Raw genomic sequence first — 22,912 nt, forward strand, 5'->3', positions numbered from 1 at the left:
TCGAACGAACTTCAGAAGATGGCCTTGTAAGCAACAATCTTATGGAACCCAGCCATTAACTGGAACATTCCCTCCAAGAAATTCATGGCTATATATATCGGATACTTTTTCCAGCACACGCTGCGCATGTTCTGTAAATTTCAAGTCTGCAATCCGATCTTTGAACAGAAACACGCCGGTCTCATTGCTGTTTTTGCCCAGAGCTCCCTCATATAACAGGTTGGCTCCATGGGTAGGCGGAGAGGAAAAAAATTTCATAAACAGTTCAAACCCTGCGGTCAGTCCGGAATCCTTTCCTTTTCTTAGCGTGTTGTTAATGCCCGGGTCAACGCTGCGGATCTTGATGCCTTCCTTTGCAAGCTGCGGTGCGACGGCTTGGGTCCACAACGAAAGAGCCAGCTTTGAAGTCGCATATGGTCCATACATTTTGCGGAAGGTTTTGGGATGCTCCAATTTTTCGATCGTAAACTCCTTCGTAAATCTAAACACCTGCGACGAAGTGTTTATTACCGTTTTTAAGCTGCCGTTATAGAGCAGCTCCTTCAATTCCATCAGAATAATAAAAGGAACGACCGTCAACAATTCATAATGCAATTCGCGGCCTTGTTTCGAATAGCGCAGCTCACTTAAGCCTCCTCCGGCGTTGTTAAACAAAATATCGATCCGCTGTTCCTTGCTTTTTATTTCTTCCAAAGCGTGTCTCAAGCTGCCATAATCGGTGAGATCCTTCACTTTATAGGCTCGGAGCCGTCCGTCCTTGAGATGATTTTGGAGGAATCTATCGTCCGCCGGAAAATCCGACCGGTTCAAAGCAACCACCTGCCAGTTCTCCGACAGCATTTTCCGGGTCAATGCCAACCCGATCCCGTTACTTGCGCCTGTAATCACTGCAATATGTTCTCGTTGGTTCTTACTCAATGCGTATCCTCCTACATTTAGAATTTCATCGGTTATATGTGCTCATCAGTCAGTGTCGGGCAGGAGGATCAGTTTGCCGTGGGCACCCCCGCTCTGGCTGATTTCGACAGCTGAACGCCATTCGTCGAGTTCGAAAGTCTTCGCGACCGGAATCGTGAACTTGCCGTCCGCTGCGTACCCAGCAAAGTCGCCGACAACGTCATAACGTGCGGTATGCAGTTCTCCATAGCTGGTACGAACGCCAAGTTCAGCGGCTGCGGCGAAATCGCTGACGGTTAGGACATGCTGGGGATGCCCGTTGACGATTTGGACCAGATCTTTCAATGAACCGCTGATTGGCGCGGTATCCAGGGCGAGATCAACCGGCTGCTTTGCCAGTTCGGTCACTCGTTCGACCATTCCATCACCGTACGACGTCACCAACGCTCCCATTGAGCGGAGCTTGTCGGCGTAGGTGGGACCAGCGGTTGCGATCACGCGGGCACCGCGCATGAGGGCAATTTGAACGGCGGCGAACCCTACCGTGGTGCCGGCTCCGTGCACGAGTACGATCTGACCCGATTTCACCCCAAGAGTATCAATGCCTCGGTAAGCGGTTTCGACTGCCATTGGCAACGCTGCAGCTTGAACAAAGTCGAGTCCGGCCGGCATGCGGAACCAGTAGTACATAATAGCTCGGTCGGACGCACCAGCGCTCGATCCATTCATGAAATCTGCGGCACCCAGAACGGAATCGCCGATGGCAACATCGGTTATGCCCTCTCCGATTGCGTCTACAATACCTGCCACGTCCAACCCGATTCCGCGAGGCAAGGGCAGTTGACCGGCAAAGTGGCCTTGGCACGTCACCCAGTCAACCGGATTTAAGCCGCAAGCGCGTACTCTCACGCGAATGCGTCCCGGCCGTGGCTCTGGGATCGCCACCTCCTCCAAGCACAAGACATCAGCTGGTTCCCCGTATTCGTGGAACCGGATTGTCCGCATGGTATTCTCCATTGTGATGCCCCTCTATTTTGCTCTGATAAAAATCATGTTCTCTGTAATTTCGAACGGTCTTCCAAGGAAAACAACGAAATCCTAAACTATAAGTTACTAGAAGGCAGGGTGTCATGAGGTGAAGCTATGCCCCCTGCCCTCCCTTTAAGAGTCAGGTGTGCGAACGGAGGAGCTTAGATCTGGGAGCCGCCTCCATCGACAGGGAACTCAGCCCCGGTGGTATAGGTGGCCTCAAATGCTAGGAATGCAACAGCCTTGGCTACCTCAACTGGATCGCCTAAACGCAGCATTGGGATCTGCTGTCTCATCTGTGCCTTTGTCTGCTCGGCAGCTTCTTCCGGCATTGACTTTTCCATGATACCTGTGTCAATGACGCCGGGGCTGACTGCGTTGACGCGAATATTTCGAGGTAATAACTCGCGCGCCAGACCTCGAGTCATGGAGCGCAGCGCCGCCTTACTAGCTGCGTAAGCACTGAGCATTGGGAGACCCACTACGTTCACGATTGAGGTGGTAAGGACTACCCCGCTACCTGAGCCTAACAACGGAGCGAGTTTCTGCACCGTAAAGTACGGTCCTTTGGCATTGATTGTAAGTATCTCGTCGTATTTTTCTTCGGTCATTGCCTCGAAAGGGACAAACCCCGTGACACCAGCGTTAACGAACAGGGCATCTATTGTTCCAAATTCAGCCTTCACTCGATCGGCTAATGCGGCGATATCCTTCAATGAGGCGGCATCGCTTAAGACCGCGATTGCGTTGTTGCCGAGTTGTTCACGAGCCGCATCCAGCGTCGCCTGAGTACGTCCAGTAATCAGAACGCGCGCGCCTTCATCCACTAGCAACTTCGCCGTCGCAAGGCCGATTCCGCTGCTACCTCCCGTGATCACGACCTTTTTGTCAGCGAATTTGCCTTTACTGAATGGTTCCATTTGAATCGTCCTCCCTTTGGTTAATCCGTAATCGGATGATTAGGTACAGGACCGATTATATAGCAATAGATTTAATAAGTAAACTAATTTTATTAATTTTGTTCATTTAATTAATTTAATACATGAAAGGCAGCAAGTTTGTTATACTAAGTTCGAGAGGCATTAAAGGGAGGCACTTATCCGTGAGAAAAGCCGTGAGTGTAGAGACATATGTAGAAAAAATAAAGCCCGTTATAAGAAAAACAAAATTCAGCCAACTGAAAGTCGACGATCTCGCAAAATATATGGATATCAGCAAAGTGACACTATATAAGCATTTTTCCTCCAAAGACGACATCATCGAACAAGTCGTTGATTATTACATTGATTATTCGAAGAAGGCCGACACCGTTGTCAAAGACGATTCCGTCTCTTTTTTGGATCGTTTTCAGTTAACATTTTTACAATCTTTGATGTGTGCCGCGTATATCTCTGATTTGTTCTTGCAAGACCTGAAGGAATTTTATCCGCACCATTTTGAGAATCTGTCCGTTGCCCTACAAAATCGGAATAAAAGCTTACAAACTTTTTTTGAATCCGGTATGGAGCAACAGATTTTCAACAGATTGAATGCCGTATTGTTTATGGTTCAAGATGACGCTGTGCTGCGACGCTTTATCGAGCCGTCCTTTTCGATTCAGTATGATATCACCTTGAAACAAGCGATAATGGATTTCTATTACATGAAGCAGTATCAATTGCTCAAACCTGAATATCTGAAGATGATTGACGACTCCGACATGGAAAGGAAGATCGTTCATATTTTGCAAGCCATTTCATAAGTGAAGGGCCATATCCGATTCCGTTGTGTTTCGCTGAACGTAGGATAGGTCGAAGGACGTCAAGAAAAAGGAATCCCTTTCTATAAAAATTATAATGTTCGACTTTACATCCTCTTTTAGTTAGAAGCTGGGGCTGGGCCAGCACCTTCTGTTGGAGGTGTGTTTTGCATTTTTTCCCTTGCTTTCTCGATGTCTTCCTTCTTCAGAGGTGTGCCAACCTTGAAGCTTTCAATTATTTAGCCCAGCGTCGCCGTATCAAAATCGGCCTGTGCATACAGCTCTACCGTAAAGCCATTCTTCTCCCAAACCACAATCCCATTTGCGAAGTAAACCGTGGTTCCCTTGATTACTTCTTTTTTTCACTTCGCCTGTGGTACCGATGCCGTTTTCGCCACCCTTGGAAATTAGGAAGTTAACAGTTTCCTCACCTTTATTAAACTGTACTTCCGCCATGTTAACGCCATGAATGAATGTGTTGACGTACTTGTAATCTGCCAGCCAAGATGGGGCCGGGAAGTTAGCTCTAATATGGCACGAGCCTCTTCTACAGTCAGATTAGGACCTTCCTGCAACTGAACCTTACGGGAGACATCGCACGCTGCTTGTTCAGATGAGCTTTTATCTAAAGTCGGCTCCTTGTCGTATTGGACGATTTGGATATTTCCCACCTGAAAACGCGCCAGGATGTTCTCTAGCGGACTACTTACCAAAGAACAATTATCAAGTCGTCGGGGCAATTCAAAAGTTCTACAATCCTAAAGATAATAATGGTGAATTGTATTTGTACTTTCCTATTGATAAGCTATAAATATCCCTTATTGATCATTACGCAAACGAATGATGATAGCGTAGGATTGAGAAAACCTAAAACTATAGATGTAATGGGAGGAACTGATTTGAGGACGGATATAAGTAATTGGATGCCAATAACTGTGCCGGAAATAAATAAAGTTTTTTCTGACATGCCGCTTCATTGGTGTATCGCTGGAGGTTGGGCTTTAGATTTGCATCTATGTAAGCAAACAAGGGAACATAGCGATATAGATGTTATTATCACTCGAGATGAGCAATTAATCGCTTATCAGAATTTAAAACGTGATTGGATGTTATACAAGGCTCAGGATGGTAAGCTTGATCTTTGGGAAGATGGAGAGTATTTGGACTCTACCGAAGACATTTGGGTTAGTAAGAGTAGTGAAACGCCTTGGGCATTTCAAATTATGATAATTGATACCGAAGAGAATTTTTGGACTTATAAGAGAGATAAATCAGTCAGAAGACCACTTGATCAAATTTGTTTGAAAACTGTTGAAGGCATACCTTATTTAAGACCTGAAATCCAACTTCTCCATAAAGCAGGTAGTTCGCAAGTACGGGAAAAGGATTATAATGATTTCCAAACGATGCTTCCGTCACTTCTACCACAAGAAAAAGCATGGCTGAAATCTTCTCTAAACCGGCAATTCCCAGAAGGTCATGCCTGGCTCAAATTTCTTTAATATATAGCGTAAATACTTGTTGCTGCTCCTAACTAACGGGAAACGTTAGTTCAACAGCACAGCGGCAGTCTGATACTTTATTTTCTCGTTCGGGACTGCCGTCGGTTAATATAATGGGGTCAGTCTAAAACGGAAATGCAAGGCGACACGGCGCCGCCCATCGCCCCTTCCATAACCTTCAATAGCGAGTAGATCACTGACAAGTCATCGACAGGAACTTTATAATCCGATTTTAGATCACTATGTTATATTGAATGACTTTCAACGAAATTTTCCGAAGAGCCAGAAAATAAAAGCGCGTGAGGAATAAACAAAGGGGCCAACCTTTTTAGCTCGCCCCCCATCCTATTAATGATTAGCCTTTCAATTTCACTCCCGCTCAAGCCCTTGTCCATCCACGCGCTGGCTCTCGATTAACTGCATAACCCACGTTTCATCAAATCGAAGCTTTTCCAGCCGATGCCGGAAGAAGATCTGAATATATTTCTGCTCCCCCCCAGGAATCCGTTCGTCTTTGCTAGCATATTCCAACCGTTCTTCCTCGTGACGGATTTCATAACGCAGGTAATCTTTGTATTGATGCAAAATTAAAAACTGTAATTCCTTGCTGATCAGTTCAAAATTTTTCAGTTTCGTATAAAAATGCAGCTCGTAATCCGGCGAATATGGAATCGGTTCTTCCATCAACCGAAAAAAACGTATTCTGCCTTCGTCCGTAAGTTTGTAAGTCTTTATTTTTTTTCCTCTTCCTTGTTTGGCACCCTCCGGTTGCTCATCGGGAACCTGTTCGATCAGCCCGTCCGCAAGCATGCCGTGGATCAGCGGATAAATCGCCCCCCAGCTGACTTTTCGCGTAGGACCAACGATCCCGTTCAAAATTTGATGCAGCAAATAGCCGTGCATCGGGTTATTCATCAATTCGCCGAGTATGAACAATTCGTACAAACGAAAGGCCCCCCTTGTAGGTTTTACTGCTTTTAAGCAAACAACAGTATAACATACGGCTGCCTGAAAAAACAGAAAAGCCGCAGGTCGCGGCTTTTCCTGGCCGCATCCGTTTGCGGCCGGTTCCGGTATTTCGCTTTGTCACCCTGCCGTTACGCCGAATGCTGCTGCGCCATCACTTGGCGGTGCTTCGGCAGGAATGATACGGCGAGCAGGTTCGCAATCGCGATCCCCAACATGAGCAGAAAAACGGCATGCATTCCGGCAGTCAGCTCCGTTTTGGAGCCGATTATGGTTACATACTGGTTGTAAATCGTGCCGAATACCGCGATGCCGACCGTTTGGCCCAGCGCACGGGCCAGCATGCTGGAAGCGTTGGCGACGCCGCGTTTTTCCCAGCCGACGACCGATTGCACGACAACGGTGGAGGGCGTCGCAACGAACCCCATTCCCAGTCCGATTAGCACGAGGATACCGATCCAAAATACGTAGGGCGAGTTCATCTGAAGCGCAATCAGCCAGATGGAGCCTGCCACGACCAGCGAAGAGCCGAATACGATCGATGCCTTCACTCCGACCCGGTACATGATCCGGCCGGCGATGTTGGAGGCGAGCGGCCAGGCCAGCGACATCGGCATAGCAATCAGACCCGAGCTTGTCGCGGAATTGCCTAGCACGGATTGAATCCAGATCGGCGAGTACACCGTCAACCCCATCGTAATGCTGAACGTCAGAAAACCGCTGATATTGGTGACGTTCAATACGCGGATCCGGAAAATCGATAACGGGATCATCGGTTCCTCCGCCCGTTTTTCAATCCAGAGGAACAACATAAAACATACGGCCGATGCCGCGAACAGCCCCACGATCACCGGGGAATCCCAGGTATGCCGGGACCCGCCGCTCAGTAGCGCATACAACAGCGCGGAGAAGGCAATGGTAAACATAATCGCGCCGAGGTAATCGATTTTTTTCGCCTGACGTTCGATCGGCTGGTGCAGAAATACGACGACCAGCAGCAGGGCGATGATGCCGATCGGCACGTTGATGTAGAAGATCCATCGCCAGGAAACTTGATCGACGAAGTAACCTCCGATTAGCGGGCCGAGAAGGCCGGCCACGGACCAAACGGACGAAAAGACACCCATCATTTTGCCGCGCTGCTTACCCGAGAACAAATCGCCGATGACGGTAAAGCACACGGGCGCAAGCGCCCCGGCGCCAAATCCTTGCAAAGCCCGGAACCAAATGAGCCCTGTCATCGATTGCGCGGCTCCGCACAAGATGGAACCGAGCACGAATAAACCGATGCCCGCGGCGAACACGGGTTTGCGCCCGAATAAATCGGCTAGCTTGCCGAAAATGGGGGTTGCCACGCAGGTGGTCAACGTATAAACCGCAAACACCCAACTGAACAGCGTCTCGCCGTGCAAATCCTTGATCATATGCGGGGTAGCGGTGGCGACGACGGTCGCATCCAACGCGCCAATAAACATCGCCGCCAGCAGGCCGGCGACAACCATGTTGACCTTGGTTTTCGAGGCCATGCGAAAAACGCCTCCTTACATTTTTTATGCCGCCCTTTGGCTTAACGATTGCAAACCAAGTAAAGAGTATTGCCTTGAGGATCGTTGAAATGCACGACATTAGCCTCCTTGCCTTCCACGGAATCGTGGAATTGAACGCCGCTGGTTCTCAGCGTTTCGATGGCTGACTCCATGTCCTCCACCTCAAACCCTATGGTCATGCTGCCCGATTTTTCCGGAAGGGAACCTTGTTCTCCGGCAAGATGCAGGAGACCGATCGTCAATCCAGGTGCCGCGATTTGCGCAAAATGCCCGTCACCGTGCTGCAGCTCCAATCCCAAGGTTTCGGTATAAAATTTCACTGCCTCTTTCATATCCGCTACCATTACAGTCACATTGCCGCTTTTGAACATCTTATATTTCCTCCTTATTCGATTGATCGATTTTATTATATCAAAATAATATAATAAGTAAATATATTTTATTGATATATTTTTCGGGAAAATGGTGACGAGATACGCAAAAAAGAGAACGCCCCCAAAGGGCGCTCTGTCTATCCGGGCAGCCTTGCGTCGCCCTCGATCCTGCCGCACGTGATGTGCCTTTCTCAAAGATGGGAGAAGTATGCTAGACTAAAACAGCCTTAGCCCGATGGGAAGCTCGAGCTAAGGCTGTTTAGACATTTTGTTTTATTCCACTGTCTACTTGACGATATCACTAAAGGGCGGCCTTCAATCTTGACGTTATTGCATCATTACTGTCTTTGGAATGCAACCTTTAGGCCTAGTCCGATATAAATTGCTCCGACGAATTTGCCACTTAGGCGGCTTAACCGGCTTATCCATGTCCTCCCTTTAACCAGTTTTCCAAGCGCAGAGATACCTAGTACAATTGAGGTTGTATACAATGCACTTAAAATCACAAAGACAACACCAAGGATCAAAAACTGCGTGGTGACTTGACCTCGTTCGTGATGAACAAATTGAGGCAAAAAAGCCAGAAAAAACAGCGCTGTCTTTGGATTAAGAACTTCTGCAACAGTTGCCGAAAAGAATGACTTTAAAGCTCCTGCCGATTTAACCTTTGGAAGTTGTGGATCTGATGGCTTACTCATCATTTCTCGAATTCCTAAATATAGTAAGTATACCGCTCCTGCATATTTAACAATATTGAAAGCTAGAGCAGAGGTCATCAGTATAGTGGAAAGCCCGACAGTAGCAAGTATGGTGTGAAGAAAATCTCCGATTGCGATGCCAAGCCCTGCCATAATGCCTCCTTTTCGCCCGTTTTGAACGGTACGAGTAATGGTAAGAAGAACGGCAGGTCCTGGAATTAAAAATAGAAGAATGACAACGATAACATACCCCAGTAAAGTTGAAAAATCCGGCATCAGGCTTCCCCCTTCAAAAGCATTCAAGATGATATATTGTTGTTGCGGTTTTGCAGCCATTGTTCAAATTCAGCGGGTGTGCTCACTTTATGATCTAATACAGCCGTATAGATATCAAAGCTTTTTACCTGTTTACCATACTCGGCTCTCGATGCCCAGACAGTTTTGATCCGCAGGATAGAGAGAACCGCCTCTTCATGAAGACGACCGGGCAACGTACGAATATGCCGCAGATCAGGTTGTTTCTCAGGATCATCAACGAACCAAATATCCAGTGACCACTGGCTCCCGCTTCTAGATAAGTAATCCAATCCAATAAAATACCCGTCCGGGTAGGCTGGATCGGTGTTCCAACTACCGGTATCGTTCATAAATTTCATCTGCCGAATCTTGGGATTCAATATCAATAGCGAAGCAACCGCAGCCAAAGATGACTTTCAACATAAATAATGGAAGAAAGAATTATTCAATTCATTACTTTACCACTCCATTAAAATCTTATGCAATAGCCTTGTTGTAAACGCGAGTTGACCAAATCAATGTGATAATCGTAATAACCGCAATGACAATAAATCCTACGAAAACTGATTGGTTTATAATTGATCCTTCCGCTAATTTTTTGGATGCTTCTACTCCATAATATAGCGGATTGACATGGGCGAGTACTTGTAACCACTTTGGTCCAAATGACATTGGTAATAAAATTCCGGAAAGTAAGGTTAACGGTAATTGTAAACTTGTTACTACGGCAGCAACCCCACCCACATCTTGGAAAAGTAAACCCAGACTTCCAGACCATGCTGAAACCATCATCGTAAGAACCGAGAGCAATAATAATTGTAATAGAATACCAACACAGTGCATTTCATAACCAAATAAACTTGAGATTGCTAAAACGATAATTGCTGGAATAAGGAACGCTACGACATCTTTTAACACCCCTCCCATTAACATAGCGAACCGACTGGCTGGGGTTACACGTAAACGTTCAATAATCCCACTTTTTAGGTCAAAAACCATTGACCATCCAGCCCCCATTCCAGAACTAAATGCCAAGAGAACTAAAATGCCCGGCACAAACATATCTAAAACCTGAGCGGTAGTCATAGCAGGATGGGTAATGTTTTTCAATAATGGACTAAATAATAAGATATATAACAAAGGAGTCATCAAACCTGAGATTACCCAAACCATTTGGCGAGCTGACTCTTTTAATTTCCGAACAAAGAAAATATTCGTTTCCCGTACAACCTGCATCATTGTTCTTCTTCCTTTCCGCCGTCACGTAATTCTTTACCTGTTAATGTTAAAAAGACATCATTTAAGGAAGGCATGGATAACGATAAATTGGCTAATTCAATCTGATGTTCTTTTGTGAAGTTAATAATATCCATAATTAATTCTTCACCTATGTCAGTATAAATGGAAAATTTCATATTTGCTTCGGTCACTTTATCAAGTTCTAATTGTTTAATAAATAGTTTCATTTTTTCGCTGTCCTGCAGATGTTTCATTTCCATTGAAACAACTTCACTCGAAATCTTTTTCTTTAATTCTGTAGGTGTTCCTTCAGCGATAATATTGCCGTGGTCTATGATAGTTAAACGGTCACATAACGCGTCCGCTTCTTCTAAATAGTGAGTCGTTAGGAAAATGGTCATTCCATTGTCACGTAATTTTTTAATGTGCTGCCATAAATTAGCGCGGTTTTGTGGATCAAGTCCTGTTGTTGGTTCATCAAGAAATAAAACTTTGGGTTCATGTAAAATTCCTTGAGCAATCTCTACACGGCGTTTTTGCCCACCAGACAATGTACGAACAAAGCGCGGAAGTAATTCATGAAAATCTAGCAATTTACTCAATTGTTCCATTCTCTGCACTGTAACATCATTTGATAGCCCATATAATTTTCCTGTTAGCTCCAGATTTTCCCGTACTGTGGCGTTTGGATCCGCACCACCTAGCTGACTAACATAACCTATATTTGCACGGACTTTTTTGGCTTCGGTTAACACATTATATCCAGCTATATAAGCTGTTCCGCTACTAATGGGCAACAATGTTGTCAGTATTCTTTGTGTAGTGGTTTTACCTGCTCCGCTCGGTCCAAGAAAACCAAAAATTTCTCCTTGATCGACTGTAAAGCTGATATTATCAACAGCAGTAATTTTTTCCTTTTTGCTCACATAAGTCTTACTTAAACTTTCAACACTTATTAATTTGAACATAATGTTTATCCCCTTCTTTCTTTGTTTTTCAGCTTCTTTTAAAACCCAAGCTTTACGATAGCATCAAGCCTATTCCGGACTATTACCCGTTTCACTTCCTATCGCGAAAGGAGTGTATACATTTTCATAAGCCACATGCATCGTCATCCCTCTTAACGCATGATCCAAATTGTGGCAGTGATCCATCCATAGTCCGGGATTATTTGCCAGGAAAGCAACTTCAATCTTCTCGCCGGGTTCAATATTTACTGTATCTAAGACAAGTGGGCTTCCACTAATCGGTTTTCCATTTTTACTAATGACTTGGACATGGTGTCCATGAAGGTGCATCGGGTGATCGGCAAAACTCCGGTTTACAAATGTTGTCTTCACCAGATTCCCCTCCTTGACCATAAGGGTCGGGGTATCAGGGAACGTTTTTCCGTTAATAACCCACTGTTGTCCTGCCTCACCGTTATAGACACCAAAATAGGTCTGATCAAGAATCAGTGTAAACGTTCTGTCGAACTCGGTGGAGGTATTGAATGGAGCCTGTGCCGGTGAACCATATTTCGTGATATCTAAAATCTCTCCTTCATCGAGCACATTTCGTTCCCCATGTCCGTCTGGGCTATACACGATTCCTATTGGTTCGCCTTCCATTAGCATTCCCAGCGTAACGGCGGTGTCAGGCATGATGAATTCGATATCGTAACGTCCCCCTCCTCCGATTCGTAATAAACTAGTCGTCAGAGTACCTGGCTCATTCATCTCATACCCATCGATGGCTACAACCTTGAAAGGCACGCCGTTCAAGGAAAACGTACGAGTTAAATTACCCGCATTTACGAGACGGAGACGTACCGGTGTTCCCGGATTAACCATTTTCCTTTGGAATGTATCTGCCGTATCCAGGGCTGGAATATGCCTGCCGTCCGGAGTGATCCAATCATGAGCCACAATCGTCGTATCCATCGTTTTTGTTTTATGTTGACTGGATGGATGTATGATAAATGCCCCGAATAACCCCTTTTGCACTTGGATAGAGGACTGCTGGTGGGAATGGTACCAATGGGTTCCCACCTCTTTTACAACAAATCGATAGGTATACGACTCTCCAGGCATTACGGCATCCTGCGTCATCCCGGCAACTCCATCCTCACCATTAGGGACATCAACTCCGTGCCAATGAATGGTAACTCCATTATCGATATTTTTATTCACTAATTTTACTTCCACCAAATCCCCTTCATTGGCGACAAGCTCCGGGCCTGGGCTCTGACCGTTAAACGTCCATGCTTCAATGGTTTTACCGGAAGCAAGACGAATCTTCTTTGTCTCTGCGTAGAGGATGTATTTTTTGTCAGGAATGTCTGTTTGAGGTCCTTTCAACCCCACAACACTAACCGGCTTATTGTCTGAATTGGAATCATGACCGTCATGGTGGGCATTTTTATTTTTATCTAAGCTGGAATCTCCACCCCCAAAATCGGCAGTATGGTGATGGACCATATTCATTCTGCCAGGAAATTCACTCATCTTTTGAGAAACGACTAATCCTGTTATGGCTGCTACAAACACCAAAACGAAATATACAGCTCCTCTTACGATTCTTATTCTATATCGTGGAAGACGATTTTCCAGAAGCCTTATCCTTCTTCCATGGTAAAGCCATAGCAGACCTGCTGAAATGATCAGTGCCCCGCCATAAACCAAAAGATCTTTTGTATTAGGAATTGCAGGAATGTCTATCGTTACTAAAAAAAAGGCAAGTACTGCTCCCACAGTCATGACATGTACAGACACAATAAAGAACAGTAAAGACTTTTTATTGGTTTCCCTCGATAAGTTAGGTAGCGCAAAGATCAACACAATTGCCGCTGGCAAGCTTAACAGAGGCAATAGGTTCAAGACCCGGTCCATGATAAATAGCCATCCGTAATTTACGAAAATGATCATGATGTCCAGTGCCCAAACCATGATGAGGGCGGTACCGATGCAGACGCCAGCTTTAGCTGTTTTTAGCCATAATCGGAAGCTCGATTCACTCTCTCCAACATATTTGAGGTGATTCGCGGCATAGCCAGTAGCCCCTGAGACACCCACTAATAACAGTAATAACAAAAATTCCACTCCCATAAGGAATTCGAACACGACGGTTCCCTCTTTTCCCGAAATTTATCTTAATTATTAAGATATATTTCATGATATCAATCAGTCGTTACCTTTACCTCGGTCTTAAGGCTGATTAAGAGTTCTTAAACTTTTAGTTCTGACTGCCCCAACGTATATCGCTCAGTGAATGGATCCTCTATGCTATACTTTATGTATCGAGATAAATTAAAGGGGAATGTATTATGCGACCGACACAATCAGACCTTCATCTGTCACTTTTAGAAGCTTCCAAGCAGTTATCCACTCAAACTATCATGTTTCATCAGGCGATAGCTGGACATCTTGGCCTTAACATTACAGATCATAAGTGCTTAGATTTGATTCTAAGCAGAGGAAGAGCCACTGCAGGACATCTAGCAGAGTGGACGGGACTAACCACAGGTGCTATTACAAGCGTGCTAAATCGCTTAGAAAGAGCGGGCTATATCCGCCGGACGAAGGATCCTAACGATCTCAGAGTGGTCTATGCCGAGCCGCTCTATTCGCAATTGCATACGATTAAAAAGGCATTCACTCCGTTAAACGATGCCATGCTTGAACTCTACTCAAAGTACAGTCAAGAGGAGTTACAGACCCTACTCGATTACTTGATTCTCTCCTGTCAATCTCTTCGAAAGCTTACCGACGACCTTCGTAAACCAACTATAGAGAATCAGTAAAGCCGATGTCGTTAGTCCAACCCCATTTATCTTAATCATTAAGATAAATGGGGTGATGAGGTATTTCTATTACAAATTTAGAACTAATTTTAGTCCTATACTTAGCATGCTATGCTGAAGCCTAAACCACTCTTGCACTGCAGCAGACCGTATGGATGTTAACACTCAAGGACAGCTTTTAAGCCAGCAGCTGTTTGCCGCTGCTCTTTCTTCATCGATTGACGCATGAAAAATTCAGCTACCTTCGGAACGTTGTCAACTTGAATTGAGAAATGAACACGGCAAGATTGATCTGAGATCGGCTCAATACGATAGCTTTCGCGAAACGATTGTTTTTCATCAGGAACTGTCTCCATCGTTAACAATTGATCCTGAACAAGCTCGGTCACGATCATGTTTTTTTCGCTCTTGAAGCCTGAGTATTTTCCACTTTCAAAATACTTGGTCCCCAACTGAGCAGGTCCTTCAGGAGTAACTCGAATCTCCATAATGCCTTTAATCCAGGAAGGTCTCCCCTTTAAATCAACGAGGCGTGAAAAAACGATAGATGCGGGATAATCATAGATTTCGGTATATTCAAATTTAAGCATAATTATTATTCCTTTCGTTTTTGATGTAGTTGATTTAACGAAAAAGGATTGTCGACAGAGCATTGGTTAACATTTTTTCCATTTCCCCCTTATTCTCCCCAGTACCCGGTTTTCGCCATCCGATATACCCGTCTGGCCGCACGAGAACAGCCCCTGTGGAAGTTATACCGTATGCATCAAGAAAATCGTTCCCAGGATTGTTGAAATCAGCATTATGCCCATCAACCTGATAAATATCTATCGGGAAACGTAGCGTATCTTTAACATGTTTAGCAGCCTCCACCCAGTTTTTTCCGTCTGATCCAACGAGTAACACAAATCGAGAACCAAACAGATCGATGGAGGAAAGCCGATGAGCGTTACGTTCCAAAAAAACGACGTGCGTAGCGCGGCTTCCTGGCTGACCCGTCCACGACTCTGGCTGTTGTACAAGGGGGAGGTTCTGCCCTTCTCCTTCCGGTATGAATGCGCCGTCCGGATAGCGATAACCCATATTGACATGTAGGGTGTTTACCGTAATTCCATCCGTTCCTTCATGTTCGCGCTGCTGGGAGAGCATGACGACCTGTTCCACGGTGTAATCCGCTATAGGCCGGCGCTCCATGTCGTAAGTGGCAAGCAAGTCCTCGCCAGCTTCACCGCGCAACACGGCAGCCAGCTTCCAAGCGAGGTTGTGTGCCTCGGCAATGCCGGTATTGCCTCCCAAGCCGCCGCTGGGAGGTTGAACTCGTGCGGCATCACCAACGATAAATATACGGTCTTGCTGGAAGCGATCAGCTACGCGAGCAGCCATTTCCCAGGTTAATACCTTCTTGAACTTGACTGGAATGTCAGGGATTCCGATAGCTGCCCTTACTAATGCAATACATCGCTCTTCCGGGTAATCGTCAATCGTTTCTTCCTCCGGATCATAGATCACATCCAATCGGTATACATGAGGCCGTCTGTTTGTGCCGGGATACAAGACAAGGCTTCCGCTTGCGTCTTCATTAGCGAAGAAACACATATGTGCATTCTGGTTCTTGAAGAGATCATGGATGTCCGCCTCGAAAATGACGCTGATCAGATGAAAAAGTGTCCCCTCTCCATGCTGCCCGATTCCTAAAGCTGCACGGATACCACTTTTGCCTCCGTCGGCTCCAACCATATACTCGGATCGAATTTGGCGTGTTTTGCCGTTGGTGCGATCCCGAATGGTCGCCGAGATGCCATGCTCATCTGCTTCGAATCCGATCATTTCCGTGTTGTATTGAAGATCGGCACCTGCTTGTTCAGCCTTCATCCGAAGCACAGGCTCAAGTAAATCTTGTGCAATGCCGTTTCCTTCAACAGGACTGGCATCCGTAAAATATGCGCTCATATCTTCCATCAGATTCTCGAATACTTCCCCGGCCAGACTCTCGACAAACATGATACCGAATTCCCGTGGGAAAGGTGGTTCTTCATGGCGTATCTCCTCTTCAACTCCGGCAGAGCGAAAGATTTCCATCGTGCGGGCAGTCAAGCTTGAGACGCGCGGATGGATGGCCGTGCCCGGATGGCGTTCGACGACGATTGACTTTATCCCTTGTTTAGCCAGAAACAGGGAAAGGGATAGACCTACGAGACTCCCCCCCACAATAAGCACAGGTACCGTTTCGTCAATCGTTGTGGAATTTAACGGATTCATTATGACCATGTCCTTTCGTTATTCAATTTCTTTTTCATCTAATCGGTTATCGATTGACTCATTTCTCTTGCGCAGCTCCTCCATGCTCCATGTCAGCCTTCGGGCTTCAATATCAACAATGACGGATTGGATCCATCCGATTTCAGCTTCAAGCACAGCTTGTTGATACTCGCTTTCCAACAAAAACAGCCTCGGCAGTCTTAGCGTAGCTCCTTTCTGAAACTGATCTTTGAGCCGAGCAAGTGTGTTCTCTAGCGCTTTGACCCGTTGTTTGAACAGGAGAGCCACATCTTCGGGCGTGAGCAGCGCCAGAAAAGAAACAGCAGCGGGAAATTCCAAAAACTCCTGTGCCGGTGTAGAAATCATTTCACGAATCCAAGTATAGGCAGCTTCATGGCCCAGATCCGTAATTTCATAAACAACCAAGTCCGGTCTCCCTTCGTTCTTTTTCTTACCGTGAATGGCAATGGCCTTGTCTCGATGTAACCGTTCAATCGTTTGGTAAATACTTGCTCGATGGCGAACGTTAATGACCTCGTCCTTCTCCCTTTCTTTAATTAACTGTTGCATACGATACGGATGCATAGGCTCCTCAATAAGGAAACAAAGGATGGCTAAAGCGACAGGTGATTTTTTGATATTGGTTATCATAGTCATAATATAACTAGTAATAATATAACATGTCAACAGAAGAATCGTTAAAAAAGGCGTCCATTAAGTTGATCGATTGTAAAACCATGAAAATCATAGTATATCCCGTGCTACATTTTCGGACCTCTTGGGACTTAGGCCCGGGAGCCAACAAAAAACAGGTAAATCCCTTACGCCAACATATCGCGTTACTGGTATGGTGCAGGGAAAGTGAAATTTTATCTCGACGGCTACCAAGAATGCGGGACTGGTGCGGAGGTTTTCTTCAGTGGTGCTCGGAGCTTCGTGAGATACGCTAACGATAACCCGGTACATGAACAAACCTGCTCCACTCCCTTTATGGGTTGCCCACACTTCCAAGTAACAGACAATACGAGATTGCATATTTACAATGGAGATGATTGTCCGATGCACGGCTTCTATCGTTGGCATATTCTTGACCCCATATTGTTTGAAGAGGATTACGTGTGTCACCGTCCAACAGATCGGACATGAGGAAAAAGCCTAATTTGAAAGATGCGACGACGTGAGCTCCGTTTGCTATTGGTATCAGACCGAACCGCATCAAGCGTTTCCTACACTACCAGTCGTTCTTGAAAAGACGTCCGCGCTAACCGACGATAAAATCGCAATAATATAAGTAAGGGTATATAGAAATGGCTAATAAGAGGGGTACTTTAGTTCAAGTCGCAAAAGATGCAGGAGTTTCTCCTGCAACGGTTTCCCATTTCCTGAACGGAAACTTTCAGAAAATGGGCTCGAAGACGAAAGAAAAACCAAGCGAGTGAACCCTGTAGCCAAAGTCTCATCACTGGCAGAATGCACACAATTGGACTTGTATTAACAGACAGTACGGACGACGGTTATTTTGAAGACTTATACTCCCTGCATTTTGCCCAAGTTAATGAACCTTAACGTACCGGTCATTACAATAAGACGCCACAATTTATCTTACAGTTCGCGCATGCTCCGTGTCGACGATTACCTATGCGGCCAAACCGACGTGAATCACTTATTATCCCGGGGCTATCAAAATTTTGTCGTATTGACTTATTCGCATGATCAAGTTCCCGGATTCGATGATCGACTGAACGGAGCCAGCAAGGCTTTGCTGCATAGCGGCAAATTTAACGACGGTGATTACAGGGAAAATGACAGAAGCTTTGCGGATACGATCCTGTAGTTAATTGGTCCAAAACAACCTGTTGCCGCAAGCGTTGTTCATTTCATCTCCAGCGCACCCAGAGTTAATCTCAGTTTCTTCATAATTTGGATCACTAATTGGCCGCCCTTAAAAACAACAATTGCTGGCCTTCTAATCCACTTTTCAAAACAATTCCAGTGAACTTGTAAGATTTCGACTAATATCAACATTGATATAAACACGATTGCAGCTACATTAGTAAGGATATATTCCTTTCCCTTCACGTACCATTTACTTTTTCATATTGTGCAGTGTTTATTCTGTTGATTTCTAGTGTAACGGCTATTGGAACGAGTTCAGAGAAACGAACCTCTCTCCCTATGTAAAAAAGAAAAATCGTTGGTTCCACTATAGGTCGTGCCAATTTGCGAACCTCTACATAGGCATCTGCATAGGATAAAAAAACCAATCATTTGAGAGGGGTATGAATAGTGTACCGCAACTCGTATTTCAATTATCAGTATTACAATCCACTGCACAATAATAATTGGAGTTATATGCAATGTCCGCATTTTTACAATCGTGACAATCACCAATGGAATCCTCATTTTAGAACCGTTAAATTGGGAGATTATGGGCGAAGACCATTTGTTGTGAACATCGACCAAGCCGCTAAGCTAAACAATACTTACCGCACTGCTTTATGGACCGGGGAACAATTACAAGTTACTCTTATGAGTATTAATGCTGGAGATGATATCGGTTTAGAAGTACATCCGACAACGGATCAATTCATACGTATTGAAGAAGGACAGGGACTTGTCCAAATGGGTGATAGCAAAGATAAATTAGATTTTCAAGAAATGGCATATGATGACTATGCCATTATGATACCCGCGGGAAAATGGCACAATGTTATCAATATGGGTAATATACCGCTTAAAATTTATGTTATTTATGCCCCACCTGAGCATCCATATGGTACAGTTCATGAAACAAAATCAATTGCCATGTCAGCGGAAGAAAACCACCAATTCTAATTAAATGAGTGAGAGGATATTATTTAGAAAAAAATTGTGTTTTAACTCTTATATGTTAGTCGTCAAAAACAGCGGGGAACTAAGACAATATTGTAAATAAGTCTTAATTCCCATAAGCACCTTGACGAATGTAAACTTCCATGATAGCTGTGGGGCGGATGCTAAAACTAAACAACGAATAAAAGTTTCAGTTCATAATCAGTAATTACCTACAGACAATCACGCTGCTCTGCGGCACCTTGACCTCGTACCCAGCGATAGTAATAGAATGGATGTGAATTGCCATATCGCAGCCCTCATAAAAAAGGTATTAGCTGACCCTTGAAATCGAAAAAGCGAAAGTCATGGACGAGAAAATAATGTCCTAGACTTTCGCTTTTTCATTGAACGTTAATGTTACCCGTTAAATTATACCCATAAAAGTATTAAGCAATCGGTGTACATGAGTAGCCTCGCTCCTTTAAACAGATTTTTTATCTCTTCAGCGCAATTATTCGTCGTACCCTAGAATCATTTGGTCCAGCGGCGTGCCGGCAAGCACCATGGGGTATACGTTCTCATTGGTCGGGATGACGAACTCGACGAGCACAGGTCCTGTCGTCTGCAGCGCCTCAAGCCAGACCTTGGAGGCTTCCGCCTTGTTCGTTGCTCTTAATCCCTTGATTCCGTATGCTTCCGCAAGCTTGACGAAGTCCGGACTGCCGGAAAGATCAATCTGGCTGTAGCGTCGTTCGTACATCAATTCCTGCTGCTGCTTAACCATGCCGAGCACCTGGTTGTTCAAGACCACGATCTTAACCGGAATCTGATGAATCGCGCAGATCGCCATCTCCTGCGCGCACATCTGCATGCCCCCGTCGCCGTTGATCGAGACGACGAGACGATCTGGATTTCCGACTTTAGCACCGATCGCAGCCGGGAAGCCAAAGCCCATCGTGCCAAGACCGCCCGACGTGATGAGTGAGCGAGGATGCTTAAAGCGGTAAAACTGCGCGGTCCACATTTGGTGCTGGCCTACATCGGTTGTGATGATCGCATCTCCTTGCGTCGTCTCGCTAATCATCTCGAGCACATATTGCGGTTTAATGACAGTATCCGAATCGGTATATCGAAGCGGATGCTGCACCTTATACGCTTGAAGCTGCTCAAGCCAGCTGCCCGTCTGAGCTGCTTGCGCTTTCGTGTTCGCATAAGCCAGCACGTTTTTAATATCTCCGATGCACGCGAGATCTGTCTTGACGTTCTTGCCGATTTCCGCCGGATCGATATCGATATGGGCGATCCGTTTGGCCCGAGGCGCAAATCCGTCCAGTTTCATCGTAACCCGGTCATCGAAACGCGAGCCGATCGAAATAATGAGATCCGCATTCTGCACCGCCATGTTCGCCGCATATACCCCATGATGTCCAAGCATGCCAAGCCACATCTCGTCATCGCTCGGAAACCCGCCGAGGCCGAGCAGGGTCGTCGCGACCGGAATCCGCGTAGTGTGGACGAATTTGATCAGCTCCTGAGAAGAGTTCGAATAGACAACGCCGCCGCCTGCGATAATAACCGGCTTGCGCGCTTCTGCAATCGCCTGAAGCAGCGCATCGATTTCTGCCGGATTCGGCTCCGAGGCTCCATGGTATCCGCGCAACCGAACCGTGTCCGCTGGACGATATGCCATCCGCTGGTTGGTCACGTCCTTTGGAATATCGATCAAGACTGGACCTTTACGGCCCGTATTCGCGATGTAGAAAGCTTCATGAATGATGCGAGGAAGGTCGTGTACATCGCGAACCGTGTAGCTGTGCTTCGTAATCGGCATCGTAATGCTAATAATGTCCGCTTCCTGAAAAGCATCCGTACCCATGACAGTCGTAGATACGTTCCCCGTTATGACAACCAGCGGCACCGAATCCATATAGGCGGTTGCGATGCCGGTCACCAGATTTGTTGCTCCTGGACCGGATGTCGCGATGCATACCCCAACCTTCCCGGTCGACCTGGCATAGCCGTCCGCCGCGTGGATTGCGCCTTGTTCGTGCCGGGTCAAGATATGCTTGAAGTCAGGCTGATGTACCATCGCGTCGTAAATATAGAGCACATTTCCTCCCGGATAGCCGAATACGCACTCTACGCCCTCCTGCAGCAAGCCGCGTAAGAGTACCTCCGAACCGGTGATATATTCCTCTGATGGCTTCGTTGTTTCATTTGTCATTCCTAATTGCTGTTCCATCGGGCAGCCTCCTTCGTTAAAATAAAATCCCCTCTCCTCCTAAGCAAACTGACAACAGTCAGCTCATTCAGGGACGAAAGGGGATTTTTTCGCGGTACCACCCAAGTTTGCTACCTTCTCACGAATGCAGCCTCATGAGGTAAGGCCGATGCCTTACCTGCGGCGCGTTAACGAGCACCATTTCGGTTAAGCCTACTTTTGGGCATGGCATGAGACCAGCCGCTTTCGGTTAACAGCTCCGAGACGACACCATACAAGGGGTTAAGGCAAAGGTTTCAGCGTTTCCTCTGCTCTCTGGGCATAAGCGCCATTGTCGGCTTTCTCTTCATCGCCTGCTGGTATTAAACAAATAACCCCTTCCTTCCCAAGGCTCATAGCAGCTGCTAGAAGCCTTGGGACGAAAGGGGAATCGCGGTACCACCCAAGTTTACTGCAACCTCGCAATTGCAGTCTCATGAGGTAAAGCCGATGCTTTACCTGCAGCATGTTAACGGATGCCAGGCCGGTTGATCCTACTTGCGGGCGTGTTATCACGCCTTCTACGTTCAGTCAACAGCTCCGAGACGACACTATCCATGCGTTACGACGGAGGTTTCAGCAATCCCTCTGCTCTCTGGACATAAACGCTATTGCATAGCCTTCTCTTCTTCGCTATATTTGGATTTTTCTGATAATAGCACAGACTCGGCTTTTTTTCAAACCGAATGATTTATCTCACCTCAAAGCGAGGCAACAGCAACTAGATCAAGTAATCCTGCCCATAAGCAGAGCGAGGTCGCCGATCGATCCACTGTAACCTCCTCATGTTATATTTATTGAGTTCTTGTACCCGTTAAGTTTAACCTCTTCATGCTCCAGATGAGTATTCAAGGTTTCGAAAAATATAAAATTGCCGGCAACGCCACATGATCAACAATCTCTTCCAATTTCTGATGCGACACCCATCCATTTTCAAGCAAAAACGTATAACGAATTTGCTCAAAAAGAATGAGTTTGGTCGCTTTAGGTGGGAGCTTTGTGATTTCTCCCCGTTGTACGGCCTGTTGAAGAACGTAATCCATAATCTTAATATTGGAAGCCGTTGCTTCGGCCAACATCTGGCTTGTCCGTTCTCGCTCCTGCTGGTTAATCATCTCGGAAAACAGCATTTTAAATAATCTAAACGGTCCTTGGTCGGACTCCAAAATAAAATGCTGACCAACAGATACTAAATGATCACGGAGACTGCCTTCGTCAAAATCCAAATTCTTGAATTTCTCTTCCGATTGTTGCATCCGTTGTTGGACAGCTGCAAACACTAAATCAAACGGAGTATCCCAATAACGATAAACCACCGAACGACTGGTATTCGCCTCACGAGCAATACGCGCAAAATTAATCGCGCTGTACCCTTCCGTCTCCAGCAGACGATACGTTGCTGCATAAATATCATTTTGTAGTTGGTCGCCGCGGCGGCGGCTTTTATTTGATTCCGTCATCACTCTTTCTCTCCTTGTACGTTCATTATACAGCAAACTGTATCTTAAATA

At 45.8% G+C, this 22,912-nt stretch carries 24 protein-coding genes; 7 read left to right on the plus strand and 17 right to left on the minus strand.

Annotation, left to right across the window (positions count from 1 at the left end):
• Positions 1 to 39: 39 nt before the first annotated feature.
• From MKX98_RS25760 to MKX98_RS25770, 3 genes are all read right to left on the minus strand, one after another.
• Entirely contained in the window at positions 40 to 918 is an 879-nt protein-coding gene (locus MKX98_RS25760) for an SDR family NAD(P)-dependent oxidoreductase (RefSeq protein ID WP_339219220.1), read from the minus strand.
• 45 nt (positions 919 to 963) lie between these two features.
• On the minus strand, positions 964 to 1,914 hold the full coding sequence (locus MKX98_RS25765) for an NADP-dependent oxidoreductase (protein WP_339219222.1): 951 nt from the start codon (positions 1,912 to 1,914) through the stop codon (positions 964 to 966).
• A gap of 173 nt (positions 1,915 to 2,087) precedes the next feature.
• Positions 2,088 to 2,846 carry an SDR family oxidoreductase gene (locus MKX98_RS25770; RefSeq protein ID WP_220684149.1) on the minus strand — a complete coding sequence of 253 codons (759 nt, stop codon included), beginning with the start codon at positions 2,844 to 2,846 and terminating at the stop codon, positions 2,088 to 2,090.
• Between the two features lie 182 nt (positions 2,847 to 3,028).
• Here MKX98_RS25770 and MKX98_RS25775 point away from each other — a divergent pair, with 182 nt between their 5' ends.
• Complete coding sequence (locus MKX98_RS25775; RefSeq protein ID WP_339219225.1) at positions 3,029 to 3,667, plus strand: TetR/AcrR family transcriptional regulator; 639 nt, start codon at positions 3,029 to 3,031, stop codon at positions 3,665 to 3,667.
• 255 nt (positions 3,668 to 3,922) lie between these two features.
• Here the strand turns inward: MKX98_RS25775 and MKX98_RS25780 are convergent, their stop codons facing one another.
• On the minus strand, positions 3,923 to 4,120 hold the full coding sequence (locus MKX98_RS25780; protein ID WP_339219227.1) for a hypothetical protein: 198 nt from the start codon (positions 4,118 to 4,120) through the stop codon (positions 3,923 to 3,925).
• Positions 4,121 to 4,461: 341 nt separating this feature from the next.
• Here MKX98_RS25780 and MKX98_RS25785 point away from each other — a divergent pair, with 341 nt between their 5' ends.
• Positions 4,462 to 5,166, plus strand: a complete 705-nt coding sequence (locus MKX98_RS25785) for a hypothetical protein (protein WP_339219229.1) — start codon at positions 4,462 to 4,464, stop codon at positions 5,164 to 5,166.
• A 369-nt stretch (positions 5,167 to 5,535) separates the two neighbouring features.
• On the opposite strand, the gene MKX98_RS25790 is transcribed toward MKX98_RS25785, so the two are convergent.
• From MKX98_RS25790 to MKX98_RS25825, 8 genes are all read right to left on the minus strand, one after another.
• Entirely contained in the window at positions 5,536 to 6,111 is a 576-nt protein-coding gene (locus MKX98_RS25790; RefSeq protein WP_339219231.1) for a PadR family transcriptional regulator, read from the minus strand.
• A gap of 152 nt (positions 6,112 to 6,263) precedes the next feature.
• Positions 6,264 to 7,634: an MDR family MFS transporter gene (locus tag MKX98_RS25795; RefSeq protein ID WP_339219232.1), complete on the minus strand. Its 1,371-nt coding sequence runs from the start codon at positions 7,632 to 7,634 to the stop codon at positions 6,264 to 6,266.
• A 65-nt stretch (positions 7,635 to 7,699) separates the two neighbouring features.
• Positions 7,700 to 8,050 (minus strand): VOC family protein, encoded by a 351-nt coding sequence (locus MKX98_RS25800; RefSeq protein ID WP_096776273.1) that lies wholly within the window; start codon positions 8,048 to 8,050, stop codon positions 7,700 to 7,702.
• Positions 8,051 to 8,391: 341 nt separating this feature from the next.
• Entirely contained in the window at positions 8,392 to 9,027 is a 636-nt protein-coding gene (locus MKX98_RS25805; protein WP_339224581.1) for a LysE family translocator, read from the minus strand.
• A gap of 23 nt (positions 9,028 to 9,050) precedes the next feature.
• Entirely contained in the window at positions 9,051 to 9,455 is a 405-nt protein-coding gene (locus MKX98_RS25810; protein WP_339219234.1) for a hypothetical protein, read from the minus strand.
• Positions 9,456 to 9,525: 70 nt separating this feature from the next.
• Complete coding sequence (locus MKX98_RS25815; RefSeq protein ID WP_244235411.1) at positions 9,526 to 10,287, minus strand: ABC transporter permease; 762 nt, start codon at positions 10,285 to 10,287, stop codon at positions 9,526 to 9,528.
• Positions 10,284 to 11,255, minus strand: coding sequence for an ATP-binding cassette domain-containing protein (locus MKX98_RS25820; protein ID WP_119846853.1), 972 nt, complete (start codon positions 11,253 to 11,255; stop codon positions 10,284 to 10,286). Before MKX98_RS25820 ends, MKX98_RS25815 begins: the two co-directional genes overlap by 4 nt.
• Before the next feature lie 69 nt (positions 11,256 to 11,324).
• On the minus strand, positions 11,325 to 13,373 hold the full coding sequence (locus MKX98_RS25825; RefSeq protein WP_339219238.1) for a multicopper oxidase domain-containing protein: 2,049 nt from the start codon (positions 13,371 to 13,373) through the stop codon (positions 11,325 to 11,327).
• Between the two features lie 218 nt (positions 13,374 to 13,591).
• On the opposite strand from MKX98_RS25825, the gene MKX98_RS25830 reads away from it, so the two are divergent.
• Positions 13,592 to 14,068 carry a MarR family transcriptional regulator gene (locus MKX98_RS25830; protein ID WP_339219239.1) on the plus strand — a complete coding sequence of 159 codons (477 nt, stop codon included), beginning with the start codon at positions 13,592 to 13,594 and terminating at the stop codon, positions 14,066 to 14,068.
• A gap of 158 nt (positions 14,069 to 14,226) precedes the next feature.
• On the opposite strand, the gene MKX98_RS25835 is transcribed toward MKX98_RS25830, so the two are convergent.
• From MKX98_RS25835 to MKX98_RS25845, 3 genes are read right to left on the minus strand one after another with little or no spacing between them, the layout of a single operon-like run.
• Positions 14,227 to 14,658, minus strand: a complete 432-nt coding sequence (locus MKX98_RS25835; protein WP_339219241.1) for an SRPBCC family protein — start codon at positions 14,656 to 14,658, stop codon at positions 14,227 to 14,229.
• Between the two features lie 34 nt (positions 14,659 to 14,692).
• Positions 14,693 to 16,327 (minus strand): FAD-dependent monooxygenase, encoded by a 1,635-nt coding sequence (locus MKX98_RS25840; RefSeq protein ID WP_339219242.1) that lies wholly within the window; start codon positions 16,325 to 16,327, stop codon positions 14,693 to 14,695.
• Positions 16,328 to 16,345: 18 nt separating this feature from the next.
• Positions 16,346 to 17,014, minus strand: a complete 669-nt coding sequence (locus MKX98_RS25845; RefSeq protein WP_279635510.1) for a PadR family transcriptional regulator — start codon at positions 17,012 to 17,014, stop codon at positions 16,346 to 16,348.
• Between the two features lie 174 nt (positions 17,015 to 17,188).
• Between MKX98_RS25845 and MKX98_RS25850 the strand changes: the two genes are divergently transcribed.
• The 4 genes from MKX98_RS25850 (at position 17,189) to MKX98_RS25865 (ending at position 19,162) form a co-directional block, all read left to right on the plus strand.
• Positions 17,189 to 17,473, plus strand: a complete 285-nt coding sequence (locus tag MKX98_RS25850) for a DUF2961 domain-containing protein (protein WP_339219246.1) — start codon at positions 17,189 to 17,191, stop codon at positions 17,471 to 17,473.
• A gap of 161 nt (positions 17,474 to 17,634) precedes the next feature.
• Positions 17,635 to 17,766, plus strand: a complete 132-nt coding sequence (locus tag MKX98_RS25855; RefSeq protein WP_244235408.1) for a LacI family DNA-binding transcriptional regulator — start codon at positions 17,635 to 17,637, stop codon at positions 17,764 to 17,766.
• A 116-nt stretch (positions 17,767 to 17,882) separates the two neighbouring features.
• Positions 17,883 to 18,161 carry a hypothetical protein gene (locus MKX98_RS25860; protein ID WP_339219249.1) on the plus strand — a complete coding sequence of 93 codons (279 nt, stop codon included), beginning with the start codon at positions 17,883 to 17,885 and terminating at the stop codon, positions 18,159 to 18,161.
• Positions 18,162 to 18,613: 452 nt separating this feature from the next.
• Positions 18,614 to 19,162 carry a cupin domain-containing protein gene (locus MKX98_RS25865; RefSeq protein WP_244235406.1) on the plus strand — a complete coding sequence of 183 codons (549 nt, stop codon included), beginning with the start codon at positions 18,614 to 18,616 and terminating at the stop codon, positions 19,160 to 19,162.
• Positions 19,163 to 19,652: 490 nt separating this feature from the next.
• On the opposite strand, the gene ilvB is transcribed toward MKX98_RS25865, so the two are convergent.
• Both ilvB and MKX98_RS25875 read right to left on the minus strand, forming a co-directional pair.
• Positions 19,653 to 21,383 carry a biosynthetic-type acetolactate synthase large subunit gene (ilvB, locus tag MKX98_RS25870; protein ID WP_339219252.1) on the minus strand — a complete coding sequence of 577 codons (1,731 nt, stop codon included), beginning with the start codon at positions 21,381 to 21,383 and terminating at the stop codon, positions 19,653 to 19,655.
• 866 nt (positions 21,384 to 22,249) lie between these two features.
• Positions 22,250 to 22,861, minus strand: a complete 612-nt coding sequence (locus MKX98_RS25875) for a TetR/AcrR family transcriptional regulator (RefSeq protein ID WP_194544157.1) — start codon at positions 22,859 to 22,861, stop codon at positions 22,250 to 22,252.
• Positions 22,862 to 22,912 lie beyond the last annotated feature (51 nt).

This window comes from Paenibacillus sp. FSL W7-1332 (genome assembly GCF_037969785.1).
Lineage (GTDB): Bacteria > Bacillota > Bacilli > Paenibacillales > Paenibacillaceae > Paenibacillus_AQ.

Bases quoted from the DNA above. Each gene is read 5' to 3' on its own strand.
- MKX98_RS25765 (WP_339219222.1), bottom strand. From the start codon at position 1,914: ATGGAGAATACCATGCGGACAATCCGGTTCCACGAATACGGGGAACCA.
- MKX98_RS25770 (WP_220684149.1), bottom strand. From the start codon at position 2,846: ATGGAACCATTCAGTAAAGGCAAATTCGCTGACAAAAAGGTCGTGATC.
- MKX98_RS25780 (WP_339219227.1), bottom strand. From the start codon at position 4,120: ATGGCGGAAGTACAGTTTAATAAAGGTGAGGAAACTGTTAACTTCCTA.
- MKX98_RS25795 (WP_339219232.1), bottom strand. From the start codon at position 7,634: ATGGTTGTCGCCGGCCTGCTGGCGGCGATGTTTATTGGCGCGTTGGAT.
- MKX98_RS25800 (WP_096776273.1), bottom strand. From the start codon at position 8,050: ATGTTCAAAAGCGGCAATGTGACTGTAATGGTAGCGGATATGAAAGAG.
- MKX98_RS25805 (WP_339224581.1), bottom strand. From the start codon at position 9,027: ATGCCGGATTTTTCAACTTTACTGGGGTATGTTATCGTTGTCATTCTT.
- MKX98_RS25815 (WP_244235411.1), bottom strand. From the start codon at position 10,287: ATGATGCAGGTTGTACGGGAAACGAATATTTTCTTTGTTCGGAAATTA.
- MKX98_RS25820 (WP_119846853.1), bottom strand. From the start codon at position 11,255: ATGTTCAAATTAATAAGTGTTGAAAGTTTAAGTAAGACTTATGTGAGC.
- MKX98_RS25825 (WP_339219238.1), bottom strand. From the start codon at position 13,373: ATGGGAGTGGAATTTTTGTTATTACTGTTATTAGTGGGTGTCTCAGGG.
- MKX98_RS25830 (WP_339219239.1), top strand. From the start codon at position 13,592: ATGCGACCGACACAATCAGACCTTCATCTGTCACTTTTAGAAGCTTCC.
- MKX98_RS25835 (WP_339219241.1), bottom strand. From the start codon at position 14,658: ATGCTTAAATTTGAATATACCGAAATCTATGATTATCCCGCATCTATC.
- MKX98_RS25840 (WP_339219242.1), bottom strand. From the start codon at position 16,327: ATGAATCCGTTAAATTCCACAACGATTGACGAAACGGTACCTGTGCTT.
- MKX98_RS25855 (WP_244235408.1), top strand. From the start codon at position 17,635: ATGGCTAATAAGAGGGGTACTTTAGTTCAAGTCGCAAAAGATGCAGGA.
- MKX98_RS25860 (WP_339219249.1), top strand. From the start codon at position 17,883: ATGAACCTTAACGTACCGGTCATTACAATAAGACGCCACAATTTATCT.
- ilvB (WP_339219252.1), bottom strand. From the start codon at position 21,383: ATGGAACAGCAATTAGGAATGACAAATGAAACAACGAAGCCATCAGAG.
- MKX98_RS25875 (WP_194544157.1), bottom strand. From the start codon at position 22,861: ATGACGGAATCAAATAAAAGCCGCCGCCGCGGCGACCAACTACAAAAT.